9 protein-coding genes and 1 pseudogene are annotated in these 16438 nt (G+C 66.2%); 1 reads left to right on the top strand and 9 read right to left on the bottom strand.

Annotation, left to right across the window (positions count from 1 at the left end; genetic code table 11):
* Positions 1-2 precede the first annotated feature (2 nt).
* The 9 genes and pseudogenes from U1H82_RS06690 to U1H82_RS06650 form a co-directional block, all read right to left on the bottom strand.
* Complete coding sequence (locus U1H82_RS06690) at positions 3-791, bottom strand: DUF1206 domain-containing protein (RefSeq protein ID WP_322964142.1); 789 nt, start codon at positions 789-791, stop codon at positions 3-5.
* 101 nt (positions 792-892) lie between these two features.
* Complete coding sequence (locus tag U1H82_RS06685) at positions 893-3064, bottom strand: TonB-dependent siderophore receptor (protein WP_322964141.1); 2172 nt, start codon at positions 3062-3064, stop codon at positions 893-895.
* Positions 3065-3172: 108 nt separating this feature from the next.
* Positions 3173-4360 (bottom strand): DUF2252 family protein, encoded by a 1188-nt coding sequence (locus U1H82_RS06680; protein WP_322964140.1) that lies wholly within the window; start codon positions 4358-4360, stop codon positions 3173-3175.
* An 80-nt stretch (positions 4361-4440) separates the two neighbouring features.
* Positions 4441-5583, bottom strand: a complete 1143-nt coding sequence (locus U1H82_RS06675; RefSeq protein WP_322964139.1) for an SGNH/GDSL hydrolase family protein — start codon at positions 5581-5583, stop codon at positions 4441-4443.
* 93 nt (positions 5584-5676) lie between these two features.
* Positions 5677-6771, bottom strand: coding sequence for an arabinan endo-1,5-alpha-L-arabinosidase (locus U1H82_RS06670; protein WP_322964138.1), 1095 nt, complete (start codon positions 6769-6771; stop codon positions 5677-5679).
* A gap of 56 nt (positions 6772-6827) precedes the next feature.
* Positions 6828-9692 (bottom strand): TonB-dependent receptor, encoded by a 2865-nt coding sequence (locus U1H82_RS06665; protein WP_322964137.1) that lies wholly within the window; start codon positions 9690-9692, stop codon positions 6828-6830.
* 291 nt (positions 9693-9983) lie between these two features.
* Positions 9984-10964: pseudogene (locus U1H82_RS06660) on the bottom strand (glycoside hydrolase family 43 protein); the annotation flags it as partial.
* Between the two features lie 140 nt (positions 10965-11104).
* A complete protein-coding gene (locus tag U1H82_RS06655) occupies positions 11105-12253 on the bottom strand; it encodes a DNA alkylation repair protein (protein ID WP_322964136.1) in 1149 nt (382 codons plus the stop codon).
* Between the two features lie 53 nt (positions 12254-12306).
* Positions 12307-14199, bottom strand: a complete 1893-nt coding sequence (locus U1H82_RS06650; RefSeq protein ID WP_322964135.1) for a BCCT family transporter — start codon at positions 14197-14199, stop codon at positions 12307-12309.
* Positions 14200-14721: 522 nt separating this feature from the next.
* On the opposite strand from U1H82_RS06650, the gene U1H82_RS06645 reads away from it, so the two are divergent.
* Positions 14722-16359: a beta-helix domain-containing protein gene (locus tag U1H82_RS06645; RefSeq protein WP_322964134.1), complete on the top strand. Its 1638-nt coding sequence runs from the start codon at positions 14722-14724 to the stop codon at positions 16357-16359.
* Positions 16360-16438: the final 79 nt, after the last annotated feature.

Below are 16438 nucleotides of genomic sequence, written 5' to 3'. Positions count from 1 at the left end.
CGTCAGCGCCAATGGGTCGCGCGGCGGATCGCCGCGTCGACCGGCACATCGTGCAGCCGCCGATAGCGGGCCTCGACCAGGCTGAAGAGGCCGAAGGCCAGCAGGCCCGCGCCGACGATCAGATCGAACGGGTTGGTCAGCCAGGACAGGACATGCGCCATGCCACCCGCTTCGGCCGCCCGCTCGTCCAGGCCCGCCCTGGCGAGAAGATAACCGCCGATCAGGAACACCAGGCCACGCGCCGCATATCCCGCGCGGCCGCTCCACTGCACCCATGGCCGTGTCGCGATGGACGCCTCCAGGTAGCGCAGGAAGGAGCCCTTCACCGCCTTGACGAGCTGGACCACGCCCAAGGCCGCCAGCACCAGCGCGCCGACCAGGACCAGCGCCCAGCCGCCGGGCAGTTGCAGCGCCGTCTGCGCGCCCTCCTGCGTGCCGTCCCCGGACAAGGCGGCGCCGCGCATCACCGTGACCGCCTGCCATGCCAGGAACAGGTGGACGACCCCGCTGACGCCCGCGCCGACCCGCTCCATCGCGCCCTTGCGGTCGGTGCCATGCCGTTCGATGTCGAGCGTCGCATCGGCGATCCGCCAGATGCCATAGGCGACCAGCCCGACCGCGATGATCCCCAGCAACGCCTGGCCGCCGCCCCGGCCGAGATACTCGATCGCGCCGCTCGGATCTTCGGTCCTGCCGGTCCGCAGGATCAGCAGGGCGATGACCAGGTAGAGCAGGCCGCGCGTGGCAAAGCCGATCCGGGTGAGGGCGGTCAGGCGCGAACTGGCGCTCATGGGGTCTCCTTTGCCCACGAAAACAAGGGCAAGGCGATCTCGTTCCACGATCGGAATGGCGGGCCGCCTTGTCGAAGGCGGACTTGGCGCCATCACCGATATCAGAAGGCGACGCTCATCGTGCCGATCGCGCGGCGCGGATCGCCGATCGCGACGCCATATTGGTTCACCGCCGAGGTGTAATAGGTCTTGTCGAAGATGTTCTTCAGGTTGAACTGGAACGTCACCCGCCGCCCGGCCAGTTGCGTGTCATAGGTGACGAAGGCATCGGCCACGGCATAGTCCGGCAGCCAGAAGCTGTTGGCGCTGTCCCCCGGCCGCCGCCCGACATAGCGCCCGCCCGCACCCAGCCGCAGTCGGTCGTCGCCCGCGATCGCGCCCACATCATAGGCCGCCGACAGCGAGGCGGTGTGCGGCGCGACATTGGCGAGCTGCTTGCCCGCGAAAAGCGGGTCTTCGGTCGTGCGGGCATGGGTATAGGCATAGCTGCCGATCAGGCTGACGGTCCGCGTCACCTGTCCGGCGAGGTCCAGTTCGACCCCGCGCGCGATCGCCCGGCCCGAGGTGCGATAGTCGGTCAGGCTGGTCGCCGGGTTGAACTGCGACACCAGCACGTTGCGCTTGTCGATGTCGTACAGCGCCAGCGTGCCCGAGAGGCGATCGGGCATGTCGAGCTTGGCCCCGACCTCGAACGACCGGCCGCGCTCGGGCGCGAAGGACGAGGTGAGGGTGACGCCGCTGCCCAAGGGCGCGATGGTCGAGGTGGGTTTGAGCGAGCGGGTATAGCTGGCGTAGAAGGACAGGATATCCGCCGCGTGCCACACCAGCCCGGCCTGCGGCACGAACTCCCAACCGGACAGATCGGTGTTGGCGACGAAGGGGCGTCCCCGCCCGGCGCGCTGGTCGAAGCCGATCAGTCGCCCGCCCGCGACCACGATCCAGCGGTCCCCAAGATGGATCGAATCCTGCCCGAAAAGCGAATAGTTGTAGAGTCGGTCGGTCTGGTCGCTGTCGCTGGGCGAGACGGTCGTCGGGAACGGCTCGCGGCCATAGACGGGCGTGCGATAGCTGAAGCTGGTACGTGTCGCCTGCCGGATCATGTCGCGGCGATAATAGCGGCGATATTCGCCCTCCACCCCCAGGATGACGTCATGCCGCATCCCCGCCACGTCGAACCGGCCATCGACATAGGCCTGGAGATAGGCGTCGGTGCCGAGCGCCCCGACGGTCGCGTCGTTCCGGCGCGTCAGCGTACCGCGCTGCGTGTTGATCCCGGTGACGCGCAGCTGTCCGGCGTCATAGCGCTCGCTGTTGAAACTGGCCGCCAGATGCGCCGCCCAGGGGCCGCCCAGCCGGTGGTCGAGCGCGAGTTGCACCAGATGGCTGTCGCCGAACATCCGGTTGTTCCGGTCGTCCAGCCGCTCACGGCGCGGCACGGCAAGCGGCGTCATCGTGCGCGGATCGAGGATGGTGCCGCGATCGAAGGGGGTGTCGAAGCGGCGATATTCATACCACAGCACCGCCTGGGTGGCGGCGCCATACCAGCCGAGCGACGGCGCGATCAGCGTGTCGCGCCGCTCGCCGAAATTGCGCCAATAATCCTCGTCCTGATGATCGAGCACCAGTCGCCCGGCCAGATCGCCTGCGATTCGACCGGTCAGGTCCGCCATCGCTTCCAGCCCGGTGCGGGCCGCGGCATAGCTGGAGCCGGTCAGCGCGACGGTCAGATGCGGATCGAGCAGCGGCTTCTTGCTGACGATATTGATGACCCCGCCAGGGTCCATGATGCCGTAGAGCAGCGAGGCGGGGCCCTTGAGCACTTCGACGCTCTGCGCGGCGGCGTTGAACCCGCGTCCCTGGATCAGGGGCATGCCGTTGTGCATCACCGATCCGTCGCGATTGCCGCCGAAGCCGCGCTTCATCACGGTGTCCTGGGTGGCCGCCAGCGTATTGCCCTGGGTGATGCCGCTGACATTGGTCAGCACATCGTCAAGATAACGGGGGCGCTGGTCGCGGATCACCTGGGCGGGGACGATGTTGACCGCCTGCGGCGTATCGAGCGGATCGGCCGAGGAGCGCAGCGTCGAGGCATCGGGCGTCGGCTTGTACCGATCGTCTGCCGCCTTGGGCGCGGGCGAGGCGCGGCCGGTCACGATGATATCCTGTATCGCGCCGTCGGCTGCGGGGCCGGTATCGCTGTCGATCGGGGCGGCCTGCACCGCGGATGCGATGGTCAGGCCCGCCGCCAAAAGGCCGCTGGTGATCGTCTTCATGATAGTCCCCCTTACGCCGGGGACATACATTAATGCTATGGACTCGCAATAGCCAATTAAGGACCAAAACGAAGCCCTGTGCCGTTTCGGGCCCGACCGTAAAACGCGTCAGGCGGCCATGGCATAGCGGCGACAATGGTCGAGATACCCGGCCTCATGGCTTCCCGCCAGCGACACGACGCTCTCCCACAGCCAGGATGGGGTATCGAGCGCCCCGCGCCGATCTTTCTCCAGCACCGCCAGCCAGTCCGTGCGGGTCCGGTCGTCCATCTGGCGCGCATGGGCCTTGCCGACGACGAAGGCCAGGTGGCGGGCGGCGCGGACCGCCTCGCCATGGCTGAACTGGTCGACCTCCAGCTTCAGGTCTTGCGGGGTCAGTTCGCGGATGAAGAGCGCGCGGTCGAGCATGGAAACGGGCATCATCCGTGCGCCCAGATAGGGCGACATGGCGCGGGCGGCGGTGACGACGCGCTCGGCATTGTCCTTCGGCATCGCGGCACCCGGCACGGCGGGCGCGATCGGATCGGTCGCTTCCTTGAGGTCGACCAGCGCATAGGACCAGTTGCCCTTGCCGGTCTTCAGCCCGACGATCACCGCATAGCGCAGCAGCCCCAGCGAACTGCACCCCTTCATCCAATAGGCCGCATCGACCAGGCGGACCTCGCGATCGCGCGGCTTGCCCTTCAAGGACAGGACCATCGCGGCGACATGCTCGTCGGCGAACAGCGCGGTCAGGGCGTCGCGTTCCTCGGGCGTCAATTCCCAGAATTTCTTGCCGAGCGGGATGCGCGGTTCGACCGCGTCCAGCCGTTCCTTGGCCAGATGGCGCCAGCGCCGCCCCAGCGCCGCGCGCTCGACGCTGCGCACGATGTCGGACTCGACGCCCGGATCGCCGCTGGTCGGATCATGGATGGCGGCGGCATAGCCATCGACCATCTCCTCCATCATCTGCATCGTGACGACGCCGGGCAGGTCCGACCCGCGCGCCGCCGTCGCCAGCGACAGGCCCAGCCGGATCAGGTCATGCGCCGGATTGCCGATCACCGCCTGATCAAGATCGCGGATTTGGATTTCGACCGACCCCGTACCGTTCGCGATCGGCCCCAGATTGCCCAGATGGCAATCGCCGCAAATCCAGATGGCGGGCCCCTGCGGCACGCGCCGCGCGGCGGGGGAGGCGGCCAGCCATTCGTAGAATTTGGCGGTATTGCCACGAACATAGGCATGCGCGGATCGCGCCATCTTGAGGGTGCGCTTGGCTTCGAGAAGGGCGTGACGCTCGGCGGGAAGGGGCATGAATGAGGGGGCCTTGAACAGTGTGTGCCGTGACAACGCTGATTCAGGTCAAAGGTAACAAAATGTTGCTGACGTTTATGTCAGGGGGCCGGTGACACGGGCCTTTTCCGGATCGCTTTCGTGCGCTTCCAGATGTCAGGCCGGGCATCGATGACGCGGCCGATCGCTGCCGCGATCCGGCGGTCATCGGTGGTGTCGGGATGCGCGTCGCACCCCTTGAAGCCCAGCCCGTTGACGGGGACGAAGGCGATCCGGTGCTCGCCCTGGGCCTGTAGCTGTGTAACCACCGTGTCGACTTCACGTGCGATTTCGCCATCGGCCATGTCGGTGGCCCAGAGGATGAGGAAGGCCTGCGGATAGCGCCGACGCAGCGTGCCGATGAAATCCCGATAGGTCCGCTCATAATCCGCATGAAGCGCGTCGCGGTTCGGCCAAGGCTCCCCGGCCTTCAGCGCGGTGGAGAAGTCGTTGGTGCCCAGCGCCATCACCACGAGCTGCGGGTGCCAGTCCTGCGGCGCGGCCGGGCTGTGCCCGTCGAACAGCGCGAAGGGATAGGCCTGGGGCAGGGTCGGTGCCGCGAAGCCGCCATAGTTGCGCACCACGCCGCGCCCCGAGATCGCATTGACCCGGTAATCGGCCCCATAGCGCGCCGCCATGACGCCTGCCGGGCCGAGGGTGGTGTCGGTGGTCCGCCAGATGACATCGCGACTGCATTGGCGGCTGGTGGCGGTATTGCCATAGCCGACGGTGTGGGAGTCGCCGATGAACTCGATCTGTCGTGCGCGGGGGCGCGGGGCGGGCAGTGGCGTCGTGCCGGTCGGCGCGAACAGGCCGCGCAGTTCGGTCGCGCCGTCCTGGCTTTCGCTGGCGACGTCGACGCGGATGCGGTGTCGCCCCGCGCCTTTCGCGGCGATCCGGTACAGGCCGGGGGCGGGACGGACGAGCGGGATGGGGGCACCGTCATCGACCCGAATACGCAGCGACACCGCGCCGGGGCCGACGCCCAGATCGACCGCCTGCCCTTGGAACGCCCCCTCGATATAGGTGCCCGGCCATTGGCGGCGATAGCCGACCGGGTCCTCCGTCCGAACCACGCGCCCCCCGATATGAAGCGGTAGCGGCCGTCCCGCCGCAACGTCCGCCCCCAGCGGTTGGGCGCTCTGGGCGGGCAGGGACGCGCTGGTCAGCAGCAACGAAGCGGCGATAATCAGATTGCGGTGCATCGTCTCTCCCGGACGGGACGATGCTTCGGCCTGCGCCGCCCCCACACCGCTTTGCTATCGATGTGGTGGGTCGGCGCAATGGAAATCGCGCGGTTACTGCGCCACGGGCCAGCCATCCGCGGTCCAGCCCAGTCGCTGGATCTGAAGCGTCGGGATGCCGTTCCGCTGCGTGTCATAGGCGTGATAGACGATATAGTCGCCATCCGCCTGTTGAAGCACCGCGACGCCGCCACGTCCGACGAAGCGACTGCCGTCGCTCTGGCCATTGGTGAGGACGACGGTGCCGCCGCCCTTCAGCATCGGTGTGCCGTCGCGATCGACATAGGGGCCGTCGGGGGCGGAGGAGCGGCCGACCACGGTGTAATAGGTGCTCTTCGCCCCCTGACAGCAGGCGTCGAACGACACGAACAGATAATAATAGTCGCCGTGCCGGATGATATACGGCCCTTCCGCCGCATCGGGGGCAGGGCGCTCGGCCAGCGCGCGCGGGGCCGGATCGCCCGCCAGCCGCAGGCCGGTCGTCGGGTCGAGGCGGATCAGCTTGATCCCCGACCAATAGCTGCCGAAGACCATCCAATAGCGGCCATCCGCATCGGTGAAGGCCATCGGATCGATCGCGTTGAAATTGTCGCTGGTCTGCGACTGGATGACCGGACCCTGGTCGACCCAATTGGCCGCCGGGGCGCTCGGATCGATCTTGGTCGCCGTGGCCAGGCCGATCGCCGACTGGTTCTTCCCGAAGGTCGAGATCGAGTAATACAGTCGATACTGGCCGTTCACCTTGGAGATGTCGGGCGCCCACATGCCGGTCGCCCCCGGCACGGCGGCCTTCGCCCAGGCGGGCAGCGACAGATAGCTGGCACCGCGCAACGTCCAGTCCTTGAGGTCGGTCGAGGTGCGCAGCGCCAACAGCCCCTCGGTGTCGCCCGCATTGCCGGTGGTGAACAGATAATAGGTGTTGCCGTCCTTCAGGATCGCGGGGTCGTGCACCGCGCTGATGTTCCCCGACAGCGCGAGCGTACCGCCGGTCGGTGTCGGGGTGGGACTGGGCGTCGGCGACGGGGTGGGCGAGGGGGTCGGCGTCGGCCCCGGCACGGTCGAGATGGCGGGTGAGGCGGACAGGTTGCCGTCGCCCGAACCGCAGGACGAGGCGAGCAGCAGCAACAGGATCGGGGAAACGCGCTTCATGGGCGATATCCTTGCCAAAAGAAGCGGGCGGACCGTTCGGCCCGCCCGTGATGATGTCAGTGGAAGCTGTAGCGGGCGCCGATGGCGAAGGTCCGCGGGATCAGCACCGTCCCCAGATTGTAGCGATCCTTGTCGCCGACATTGCCGAAGCGATAATATTCCTGCTGCTTCATCCGCGTCAGGTTGACCGCATCGAAGGTCAGGCCCAGCCGATCGGTCAGACGTGCGGTCAGCTGGAAGTCGAGGCTCGCCTCGGCCCGACGCCAGACGCCCAGCGGGTTGGCGAAGAGGGCCGCCTCGTACCGAGCCTGCCACGGGTTGCGATAGACATAGGACAGGCGTGCCCCGATCGGGCCCTTATCGTAAGCCAGCGTGGCGTTGTACGAGAAATTGGACACGCCGAAGAAGCTCGACCGCTGCTCGCCGATCTGCTGCGCCGCAAGGTTGAAGACCGGGACGTTCTGACTGGAGTTAAGCACCGTCAGGCTGCCCTGGAATCCCAGGCCGTCCAACAGCGAAGGCAGATAGGTGGGGAAATAGGTGAGGCCGACTTCCACACCCTTCAGCACGCCATTCGAGGCATTGGCTGGCCGATTAATGACGAAGTTGTCCGTCTTACCCGCTTCGATGCCGTTATTGGGAATAAACTGCATTTGTCGGATGGGTACGACCAGCCCTTGGATGTCCCGGCGGAAGCCGGTGACGGTGATCGCGCTGTTGCGGCCGAAATACCATTCCAGTGCGACGTCGTAATTCTTCGACGTGGTCGGCTTCAGATTGGCGGTCCCTGCCGTGCCGGTGCCATAGCCGACATTGGTCAGGTCGCCGGTCAGCGAATAGTTCGGGTTGATGTCGCTGAAGCTCGGACGGCGCAGCGTCTCGCCATAGTTGAACCGAGCCCGGAAGTTCGAGGTGATCTCGTAGCGCGCGGTGAAGCTGGGCAGCAGCCGTTCCGAACCCAAGGAAGCGCGCGAAATCGAACCGTTGTTGAAGCGGTCGCGGAAGATCGCGTCGGTATCGACCGTGACATAGCGGAAGCCCCCCTGGAGCTTCAGCGGGCGGCCGAAAATGTCGATCTGGCCATCCGCCTGCAAATAGGCGGCCAGCGTGATCTCATCCACGTCGAACACGCGGGTCATGCTCAGCTGGTTGGACGTCTTCAAGCCGTAAAGCGAACGGATTTCGTCGGCATGGTCGTAATTATAATAGCCGTTGGCCGACACCCAGCTGGTCGGTACGTCGCCGCGCCCTTCGAAGAAGCCCGAATTGGTGAAGGTCGCGCCTGCCGGAAGGCTGGACAGCGGACGGCCCAGCCCATTGGCATCGGCGGTGCGGATGTCGCTCGACGCGCGGCGATCGTCGAAGCGGAAGCCGCCCTTGATTTGGCGCAGGAAGCCCGAGTCCCAGGTATAATAGGCATCGAGCGTGCCGGTGATCGCGCTGCCCTTGTCGCGGTTGGCATTGTCGTAGAGCTGGGCGACGTTCCAGACCTTCGGATCGGTCAGCAGCGCGTCATTGTCGAAATGATAGGATGGGATGCCGCCGCCCGCATTGAAGGTCGCGCTGATCTGGTTGGCGACGCGGTCGGTGCGCATCGCGAAGAAGGCCGTCTTGTACTGGCTGGTCTGGTACGCGACGTCGGCGACGATCCCGCCGCGCGTGCCCAGGTCCCATTTGCCGTTCAGCGCATAGACGAAGCTGTCGGTCTGGCTGCGCGTATAATCGGCGCTGTTGAAGCCATAGACGCTGTTGGCGACGCGCGACTTCACGATGTTGGTGCCGTCATACAGGGTCGGCGCCTGCGGATTGGCCCAGAAGTCGACGAAGCTGAATTGCAGGCTGTTGAACGTGTCGCCACGGAAGCCCGAATAGAAGACTTCGGCGGTATAGACCGAACTGCTGTTCGGCGCCCATTGCAGCGCCGCATTGACCGAGGGGCGTTCACGCTTGCCGTACAGGTCGGAGCTGAACACCGCGTCGCGCGACAGCCAATAGGGGGTGTCGATGCCGTTGACCGAAATGGTCGAGCCGGGGGCGGTGGGCAGGCCCGTCTCGGTGCCGACCTGCCAGTTGCCGAGGCCGGGCGTGTTGATGAACGCGCCGGTGCGCGGATCGGTCGGCGCGGGAAAGATGCGCTGGAAGCCGGACAGGCCCGTGCCCGCCGGCGGTGCCAGCGTGGCGAAGGGGACAAACGCGCCCGCCGTGGTCGACATGGTGCGGAACTTGGAGCGGGTATAGCTGCCGTTCACGAGCAGGCCGACATCGCCGATCCCGGTTTCCCAGCGATCGCTGACCAGCAGCGCGGCGTTGGGATTGAAGCTGTCGGCTTCCTGGTCGTAGATGCCACGCGCGAGAGCGGAAACGGCGAAACCGTCAAAGTCGAACGGGCGACGGGTGACGACATCGACCTGGCCCGCCAGACCGGTTTCGATCTGGTCGGCGGCGCGGGTCTTGTACACGTCGACCCGCTTGATGAGATTGGCCGAGACGTCCTGCAACGAGAAGGACTGACCGGCGGCGGTGAAGATGTTACGACCGTTCAGCGTCGTCAGCGCATCGGGCAGACCGCGGATCTGGATGCCCGCCGCTTCGCCCTGACCGCGATCGGTGACCTGGACGCCGGTGACGCGCTGCAACGCCTCGACGACATTGTTGTCGGGCAGCTTGCCGACATCTTCGGCAACGACCGAGTCGACGATCTGGGTGGAGTTACGGCGGCGGTTGATCGCTCCGACAATCGAGGCGCGGACGCCGGTGACCACGATGTCCTGGCTGGCCGCGTCCTGCGTGTTGGTGTCGGCGGTGGTGCCGGCCGTCGTGTTCTGCACCGTGGCTGGCGCGGGATCGCTCTGGGCAAAGGCCGGTGCGGCAAGCAACGACATGGCAGAAACGGATGCGAGAAGCGGCAGTCTGGACGCCATCTGGATTCCTCCCCCTGGGCTATATTTCCTGTCCGATGCGCTCTGATGTCGCCCATTACTCGGACATGTTGAAAAGGGGATGTAGCAGGCCTGTCGCGGCGGACAAGCAAAAATCACCGAGAGCTGTGTGGAATATGGGCGAGGAGTCCATATTCTCTGCGCAATGTGCCCGAAATATCGCAGTTCGGCAGACAGACAAAGCAGGACGCGTATGACATGGGCGTGTCATGCCCATGTCATGTTAGCGTTAATTGTCAGAGTATTTTACTTGATTAAGGCTTAAATGCGGCGCAACGGGCCGTTCGCGACCGGCTCGCCGAAGTCGGGCGTGCCGTCGGGGCGATAGCGGAAATACTGCATCCGCGTGTCGCGATTGGGGTCGAACAGCGGATCGCCCTTGATCTCGGAATAGTCGCGCGCGTGATAGACCAGAATGTCGCGGCCCCGTTCGTCGACGGTGAAGCTGTTATGGCCCGGCCCGAAGACCTTGTGCGCGACCGAGGTCTTGAACACCGGCTCGGGCGATTTGGACCAGTTCGCCGCGTTCATGATGTCCGCCTTGGCGTCGCAGGTCAGCATGCCCATGCAATAGCGGGAATCGGTCGCGCTGGCGGAGTAGGTCATGAACAGCTTGCCGTTGCGGGCGAGCAGGGCGGGGGCTTCGTTGACCTTGTACCCCTGGATTTCCCATTCCAGCGTCGGGACCGACAGCCGCACCGGCTTGGCCGCCAGAGTCAGGGCGGTCTTGAGCGGCGCGAGATACAGGTTGGAGTTGGTCTCGATCCCCGGTTCGCGCTGCGCCCAGGCCAGATAACGCTGGCCCTTATGAATGAAGCTGGTCGAGTCGAGGTTGAATGTGTCCCATTCGGTCTGAAGCTGGCCCAGCACCGACCATTGGCCCTTCATCGGATCGGGGCCGTCGCAGACCACGGCATAGGTGCGGATGCGGAACACGTCCTCGCCACCGCCGCTGGGGCCCGCCGCGAAATACATGACCCAGCGCCCGTCGACGAGGTGCATCTCCGGCGCCCAGATGAAGCCCGACATCGGCCCGCTCGCCAGATGCCGCCAGAGCACCCGCTCGGGGGCGGTCGACAGGCCTTCCAGCGTCTTCGACCGGCGCAGCACCAGGCGATCATATTCGGGCACCGACGCGGTCATGTAATACCAGCCGTCGGTGTGCCGGAACACCTGCGCATCGGCGCGCTGGCGGACCACCGGGTTGACGATCGTCGGGGCCGTAACCGCCTTTGCGATGCCCGGCACCGCCATGGCCGTCGTCGCGCCAGCCAGGAATGAACGTCGGGTAAGCATCTTTCCATCCTCTGCCATCGCCCGCCATGCCCCCAGTAGAGGATCGGTCGAGCCCTATTGTTCGACCCCCTCCATAGAGCGGGGCGAAGGCGATGTCGCTAGCGGATAACTCCGACATTACACAAGTGGCGCGTGTTGTTATTGGGCGGCGGCACGACCAGTTCGAACGCGGCGTGTGCCATGGTCTGGCCGTTGACCAGCAATTCGACCGCATGGCGGCCGGGATGATGACGCCGGGTGCTGAAGTCCCGAATTACCTGCCGGATGCCGAATGCCGCCGATGCCGAGGCGGCGAGATCGAAGGTCTTGAGCTTGAAGACCTTGGCCGCCGTCTTGCCCTGGCCGCGCGCATAATGGACGCGGTAATCGACGACCAGGCGCTGCCCGACCGGCGCGAGGGACGAAAGCGCGACCATGATCGCGATCGGCTCGCCCAGATGCACGATCGGTGGCGTGACCGTGAACTGGTCTACGCGCACCGCCACGTCCTGTCGGGCCCCGACCAGCGCCAGCGCACGCGGATCGCCCTGCTTGATAAGCGTGCGCAGGCCATGGCGGATGATCCAGGCGGTATGGGGATCGCCGGTCGGCCAGGCCGATACATGGTCCAGCAACCAGTCGGGGCGATCCTTGCTGATATCGTTGAGATGGTTGGCCACCGACTTGCGGACATAAGGGCTGGGATCGGATTTCAGCGCGTCCAGGATCGGCGCGGCGCGGGTGGGATCGTCCTTCAACCCCGGCACGCGCGTCGCCCAGGGCAGTCTCGGGCGGCTGCCCTCGCTGGCGAGCCGCCGGACATGCGGGTCGTCATCGCGGGTCCAGCGCCGCATCTGCGCCAACGTGCGGTCGTCATCTTGGGCCAGGAACGGGCGGATGGCGAACTCGGCCGAGCCGAAGCGGGTCAGGTCGGCCAGCGCCGCCATCGACAGATCGACATGCCCAAGACCGTGGCGCGCGACGAATTCGGTGACGGCGATCGCCTGAAAACCATGGGTAAGCCTTGGCCCCATCGCGCGGACGATCGGCAGCGCGGTCATATAGTCGGGCGGCAGTGCGGTGTGGAGCGCGTCGGCGATGTGCCGCACCCGCTCCATGATCGACAACCTGTCCAGCCCGGCCAGCGCGGCGTCGGAAAAGGCCGTGTGGTCGAAATCCGCCGACGCCGCCGCACCGGCATCGGCGATGACGGTCACGGCCTGGGGACCGAGAATATCCTTGAGGAGAGGGGCAGGCGGATCGCTCATGATGCGCCCTGCCTGCGCCCCGTATTCCATCCCGTCAACGCGATCCGCTCCGATCACCGCTCCCGCCAGCGCTCCAGCTGGGCGAGCACATCCTGCGTGATCTGGTCGGTGGAAAAGCCGGTCAGGTCGGCGAAGCGTCCCGTGTCGTTGGCCCGTGCGCCCAGGAACCAGGCCGAGGTCCGCCGCTGTTCGGAGGCCTCCAGCGCGCTATAGGCCGCCAGCGGCCGCGACCGTGCCTCAAGGCGATAGGGAAGCTGACGGTCCGGGCCGAAGCGGATGGTCAGGGTTGCGCCGCTCTCGTCCTGGTCGACCTGGCTGTCGGCCCAGCCTTCCTCGCGCACCCGAAGGCAGACGGCCTCCAACGCGGGCATGCCGTTCGCCGCGATCTGGCGCATGATCTCGGCCCTGGTCGCGGGCACGAACAGGCGCTTTAGGCGCTGGCCGATGGCGGGGGCGTCCTGCGCCAGGGTCTCGCCCGACAGATCGGCATTGGTCTGGCGGACCAGGCCAAAGGCGAGCAGCAGCATGATGAAGCAGAAGGGCAGCGCGGCAAGCAGGGTCGCGGCCTGCAACGCGCCGAGCCCGCCCGCAAGCAGCAGCAGGGCGGCGGTCGTCCCCATCAGTACGCACCAATAGACGCGTTGCCAGCGCGGCGTATCCTCGACGCCGCCCGAGGCGAGCGTGTCGATGACCAGCGCCCCGGAATCGGCCGAGGTCACGAAGAAGACGCACACCAGAAGGATGGCGAGGCCCGAGGTGAACCGCGCGGCGGGCAGATATTCCAGGAACTTGAACAGCGCGGTCGACAGATTGGCCTGCACGGCATCGGCGATGCCGCCCGCCGCTGCCCCCAGGTCGAGCGCGATGGCGGTATTGCCGAACACCGTCATCCACAGAAAGGTGAAGGCGGTCGGCACGAACAGCACGCCGATCACGAACTCGCGGATCGTCCGCCCGCGCGAGATGCGCGCGATGAACATGCCGACAAAGGGTGACCAGGCGATCCACCACGCCCAATAGAACAGCGTCCAGTCCGCCATCCACGCCCGCGGCTCATAGGCATAGAGGGTGAAGGTGCGCTTGACGAAGTGATCGAGATACAGGCCGAAATTCTGGACGAGCGCGCGCAGCAGGAACAGGGTCGGCCCCACCGCCAACACGAACAGCATCAGCAGGACGGCCAGGATCAGGTTCAGTTCGGACAGGCGGCGGATGCCCCGATCCGCCCCGCTCAGCACCGACAGGGTGGCGGCGGTCATCACCACGACGATCACGACCATCTTGGTCGTCGTGCCGTCGGCCAGCCCGTAATTATAGCTCAGCCCCGCCGTCATCTGCGACACGCCGAAGCCCAGCGAGGTGGCGACGCCGAATACGGTGCCGCACACCGCGAAGATGTCGATCGCATCGCCCAGCGGGCCGTTGATCCGCTTGCCCAGGATCGGCGACAGGCCCGACCGCAGGGTCAGGGGCAGGCCCTTGCGATAGGTGAAATAGCCCAGGCTCAACCCGACCAGCGCATAGATCGCCCAGGCATGGACGCCATAATGGTGGAAGGTGATGGCCATCGCCTCGCGCGCCGCCAGGATCGTGCCGCTCGGCGCTTCGGGCGGTGCGATATAATGCTGGATCGGCTCGGCGACCGCGAAATACATCAGGCCGATGCCCATGCCCGCCGCGAACAACATCGCCAGCCACGAGACATAGGGGAAATCGGGTTCGGCATCGTCCGGCCCCAGCTTCAGCTTGCCCGCCGGACCGAAGCCCAGCACCAGCACCACGACCAGGAACGCGGCGACCGAGGCGATGTAGAACCAGCCGAACGTGTCGATGGTCCAGCTTTGGGCGGCCTTGAAGGCGCTGTCGGCGGTGCCCGGCGTCAGGATGGTGGCGCCGAGCAGGATCGCGATGATGGCGCTGGCGCCCCAGAAGACGCGGGGATTCATGCGGGTTTGCAACATCGGTTTGATCTAGCGCAATTTTTCCCGAATGCCCAATCCGGCGCAAACCGGTGTGCGTACAGCCCGGCGACCGGCCGTGGCGGCGCATCGCGGCCAGACCGACACCAAGGGCCAGGACGCGCCGAAGCGGAAATCCTCACGGAGCTGAATGTCGGGGAAAGGGACGCCCCGTTCATTCCGTAGTGACACAGTGCCTGAACGGGGCGCCGAGGACGTGCGGAAGCTCGACCTCGCAGGCCCAGTAACGTGCTTTGGTTACAAAAGCTGCGCCTTCCTGCACGATATGCAAAATAAAGCCGTCAAGGCCGCCGCCATGCGCCCGTGGCAAGGATGCGCGTGTCACAAAAATGACGCATCTTTGTCACTGAAGTTTCTTTCAAAATGCATCTTGGCGTCATGAGACGCGCCTAACGCCCGGACCGGGATCGACGGGGGGACTTGTCTTGAGTCGGTCATCGGGCGGCGTTCGCCCGGCTTAGCAACGATAAGATCGGGAGTTTTTCGGCGATGGGCAGCTTCAAGCGCTTCGGCCTCATTCTCATGACCAGCTCGGCCTGCGCGGCCCTCACCGCCTGTGGCGGCGCCGACAGCGTGGCGTCGCCGGGCGCGGGGAGCGTCGTGATCGTCCAGCCCCAGCCGACGCCGACCCCGTCGCCCACCCCGACGCCGACCGCCAACATCACCGCCGCGAAGTTCGCCGCCGTGACCACGGTCAACGGCGTGACGATCACCGCCGACGAACAGTTGGCGATCGTCAATGCGGGCTCGAACAACAACGTCAACGGCACCGGCTCGGCGCTGAACGGCATCTATCCGACCAGCAGCACCTCGCTGACCCAGGCCGCCGACCCGTCGATCATCAACGGCTTCTTCACCTCGACCAACTATGTCGGCGCGCTCAACGGGCCGAGCGACACGGCCTTCCAGGGCTGGACCTGCAACTCGACCTCGGCGGAATTCGGCGGTTCGGGCGCGCGCTGTACGGCGGTTCCGTCGATCGGCACCTATTCGGCGTCCACCTCGGTCTGCCCGACCGGCACCATCGATGACGGCACCAACAGCGCGTCCTCGCCCAGCTTCCGCTTCTGCCGCATCGACAATGATGTCACGACCACGCGCGACCTGACGCTGCCGAAGATCGCGGGCGTCGTGTACCGTCTGCGCGGCCAGGTCGAGGTCGGCAAGGATCTAGGCTCGACCGGCGGCGCAGGCGTCACCCTGACCATCGCGCCGGGCGTGGTGATCGCGGCGGACTCGTCGGAGGCGACCAACGACCTGCTGCTCGTCAATCGCGGCTCGAAGATCTCGGCGGTCGGCACCCGCGACGCACCGATCATCTTCACCTCCCAGCAGAATCTGGCGAACAACGGCGTGTCCGACGCGACCCAGGGCCAGTGGGGCGGCATCATCCTGCTCGGCCGCGCGCCGACCGCCGTCTGCGCCACCGGCACCGGCCCGAACAACGCCGCCGGTTCGTCGACCAGCTGCCAGCTGGCGATCGAGGGTGTGACGGGCCGCTTCTACGGCGGCGCGAACCAGACCGACTCGTCGGGCCAGATGTCCTATGTCCAGATCCGCTATTCGGGCATCGCCATCTCGGACGGCAACGAGCTTCAGGGCCTGACGCTCGGCGGCACCGGTTCGGGCACCGTGCTGGACCACATCCAGAGCCACAATTCGGCCGATGACGGCATCGAGATTTTCGGCGGCACGTCGAACCTGAAGTACATCGCGATCACCGGCGCGGACGATGACGGCTTCGACATCGACAATGGCTATCGCGGCTTCATGCAGTTCCTGATCGCGGCGCAGCGGACCCTCGGCGCGACCGCCGACAGCTTCTCGACCGAGATCGACTCGAACAATGCCGAGGATCTGCTGCCGCGCACCTTTGGTCGTTATGCCAACTTCACCTTCGTCGAGACGGCCAATGCGCCCGCCGCGATCCGCCTGCGCGGCGGTGCCGACATGACCTTCATCAACGGCATCGTGAAGGCGACCCAGCAGGGCGTGGCCTGCATCAACCTGATCGCGGGGGCCGGCTCGGGTTCGGATCGCACCACGATCCGCGGCGCCAGCACCGACTTGCAGGATGTCGGCCCGCCGGTCTTCACCTCGGTCTATTTCAGCTGCGACGGCCGCTAAGGCCCGGCTCGACCCTGCGCTCGGCCGCGACCGGGCGTTGACGGCAGGCCGGGGTGGCGATCGTCGCCACCCCGGCTTT

This window comes from Sphingomonas fuzhouensis, from assembly GCF_034659795.1.
Taxonomy (GTDB): domain Bacteria; phylum Pseudomonadota; class Alphaproteobacteria; order Sphingomonadales; family Sphingomonadaceae; genus Sphingomonas; species Sphingomonas fuzhouensis.
The sequence above is the reverse complement of the archived record's forward strand: the minus strand, read 5'-3'. Positions and strand labels throughout refer to the sequence as shown.